Raw genomic sequence first — 2,649 nt, forward strand, 5'->3', positions numbered from 1 at the left:
CCGCGTTGAGCTCGCCCAGCTTTTTGGCCGTGGCCGGGTCCTGCAGCAACTGGTTGATGGCGGCGTTGAGCTTGTCCACGATGGGCTGCGGCGTTTTGGCGGGCGCGAAGACGCCGTACCAGGAATAGTTGTGGAACGGGTAGCCCGCCTCGGTCAGGCTGGGCAGGTCCGGCTGGCTGGGAATGCGCTTGTCGCCGCTGTGCGCAATGGCGCGCACGCGGCCCGCACGCACCAGCTCCACGGTGGAAGAGGTGTCCGCAAACGCGGCCTGCACCTGCCCGCCCAGCAGGCCCTGCACGCAGGGGCTGCTGCCCTTGTAGGGCACATGCTGCATCTGCAGGCCGGCCTGCTTGAGCAGGAATTCCATGGTCAGGTGCCCGCCTGAGCCCTGGCCCCAGGAGCAGTAGCTGAGCTGGCCGGGCCGTGCGCTTGCATAGGCCACGAACTCCTTGAGCGAATGCACGGGCAGATCGCGCGAGACCAGCAGCAGATTGCCGGCGCGCCCTATCTGCGCAATGGGTGCGAAGTCCTTGATCGGGTCATACGGAACCTTGCGGTAGAGGCTGGGGTTCACGGCCATGGACGCCGTGTAGGTGAACAGCAGCCGGTAGCCGTCCGGCGCACTGCGCGCGGCCTGCTCCACGCCGACCAGGCCGTTGGCGCCGGGCCGGTTGTCCACCACGAAGGGCTGCCTGAGCAGCCGGGTCAGGCCTTCGGCAAACACCCGCGCGATGGTGTCCGTGCCGCCGGCGGCGGCTGTGGGCACGATCAGCGTGACGGGGCGGGCGGGGTAGTTGCCGGCATCCTGCGCCGGCTGGGCGTGGCCCGTGCAGGCCATGGCCAGCAGCAGTGCCAGGGCCATGCCGTGCTTCTTCATCGTCTTCATGCACTTGTCTCCTTGTGTCGCCGTGTGTCGCCTTGCCTGTGCGCGGCCCCGTCAGCGCAGCCCCAGGCGCGCCTGCCGGCCCTGCTCGATCATGTCGGCCCCCACGCGGTAGAGGTTGCGCGAGACATAGCTGTCCACCTCGCGCGCACGCTCGCGCAGCCAGGCGGCCTTGAGGCTGCGGGCCTGGCCGATCTCGGGCGCGTCGCCGGCCGCGGTGGCCAGCACGTCGATCACATGCAGGGCCAGCTGCCACTGGCCCGCGTCCGCCAGCGCCTGGGCGCTGGCCACCAGGCCGGGCTTGTCGGTGATGGCATCGGCGATGGCGGCGCCTGCGGCCTCGGGCGGGGCCGGGTGCAGCGTGGTCGGGTTGCGGTCCCACCAGCCGTTTTCCGAACGGTAGATGTCGCGCACGATGTAGCTGGGGTCGCCATAGGTGGGCTTCATCCACTCCACGCCGAACAGTTCCTGCGGATAGTCCATGGCCGCGAGCACCTGCTGCTCGTTCAGGCCCTCGTTCATCAGGCGCACGACTTCGGCGCGCAGCCAGCGCAGCGCCTGTGCGGTGTGCAGCAGCACCTGCTGCACGGCCTGCTCGCCCTCGATCACGGGACCGAACTCGCGCACGGCCTTGAGCGGGCGCAGCGCGGCCATGGCCTGCAGCGTGTCGGCCCAGCGCACGGTGTCGCGCAGCGTGCGAAAGGGCGTGCCGATGTTGGGGATGGAGTCCAGCAGCGCCGCGCCGCCGTACAGCACGCGCTGGCCGGGGCTCCACAGCGCGATGGCGTCGTCGGTCTCGGACGGCGCCCAGAACAGCTCGATGCGGCTGTCCCCGCTGCCTATCTCCAGCCGCGTGTCGAAGGTTTCGGTGGGCTCGTGCATGTCCAGCCGGTGCTCGAAAAAGCCCGCGCTGCGGTTGAACTGGATCTCGGCCATGCGGTGCTGCAGCGCCCGGGTCTCGCGGTAGCGTGCCTGGCGGCGCGGCAGGTTGCGGTGCGCGATCAGGCGCGGCACGGGCTCTCCGCGCGCGGCCGCATGCTCCAGCCAGGCGGGCACTCCCGCGTTGTAGCCGATGTGGCCGTGGCTGTAGCACAGCGCATGCACGGGCGCATCACTGAGCTGGCGCAGGCTGGCGATCATGTCCTGGCTGACCTTGCCGCCGGGGCCGGCGTCGATCACCACCAGGCCCGCGTCGGTCTCGGCCACGAAGGACTGGCCCTGGCCGCGCAGTATGTGCAGGCCCGGCGCCACGGTTTCGCTGCCGGTGCCCACCAGCAAGAAGGGCTTGTCGTCGTCTCTGGCGTTCATGGGGTTTCCGGGTCTGGTTCGATGGGGGGCAGGGCGTAGCGGCCGTCCAGCAGTTCGGGTTGGGGCATGTAGGCGCGCAGGCACAGGTAGAAGCCTTCGCGCGGCGCGGGCAGCCAGTTGGCGCGCTGGTCTTCGCTGGCCGGCGGCTCGTGGCTGATGTGGATAGTCAACCCGCCATCGCCATCGCCATCAGCGTCGGGGCGCAGGCCCGGCGTGCGGTCGCCGATGGCATAGCGGTCGATGGGGTTGTCCACCAGCATGCAGTCGTGGGCGCCGTAGAGGGTCAGGGACCAGAAGGCCTGCACGGGTGGCAGCGCGCCTGGGGCAAAGCGAAGCCGGTAGCGGCGGCTGCCGTGCAGGGGCAGGCCCTGGGCGTCATGCCAGGCCAGCGGGTAGATGGCCTCGTGGCTTTCCAGCATGCCGATGTACTTGAGCGCAATTTCGGCGCGGGCCTGGAA

At 70.0% G+C, this 2,649-nt stretch carries 3 protein-coding genes; all 3 read right to left on the minus strand.

Translation table 11 applies throughout. From position 1 onward, the window contains the following. Positions 1-886: Bug family tripartite tricarboxylate transporter substrate binding protein (locus L995_RS27460; RefSeq protein ID WP_047474520.1), on the minus strand; the 886-nt coding region annotated here is incomplete at its 3' end. A gap of 51 nt (positions 887-937) precedes the next feature. Next, positions 938-2,191, minus strand: coding sequence for an alkyl sulfatase dimerization domain-containing protein (locus tag L995_RS27465; protein WP_016450284.1), 1,254 nt, complete (start codon positions 2,189-2,191; stop codon positions 938-940). Beyond that, on the minus strand, positions 2,188-2,649 hold a 462-nt coding region (locus L995_RS27470; protein ID WP_047474521.1), incomplete at its 5' end, for a DUF1214 domain-containing protein. The genes L995_RS27465 and L995_RS27470, both read right to left, overlap by 4 nt.

Source organism: Delftia sp. ZNC0008, assembly GCF_000799035.1.
Taxonomy (GTDB): domain Bacteria; phylum Pseudomonadota; class Gammaproteobacteria; order Burkholderiales; family Burkholderiaceae_C; genus Comamonas; species Comamonas tsuruhatensis.

Bases quoted from the DNA above. Each gene is read 5' to 3' on its own strand.
- L995_RS27465 (WP_016450284.1), bottom strand. From the start codon at position 2,191: ATGAACGCCAGAGACGACGACAAGCCCTTCTTGCTGGTGGGCACCGGC.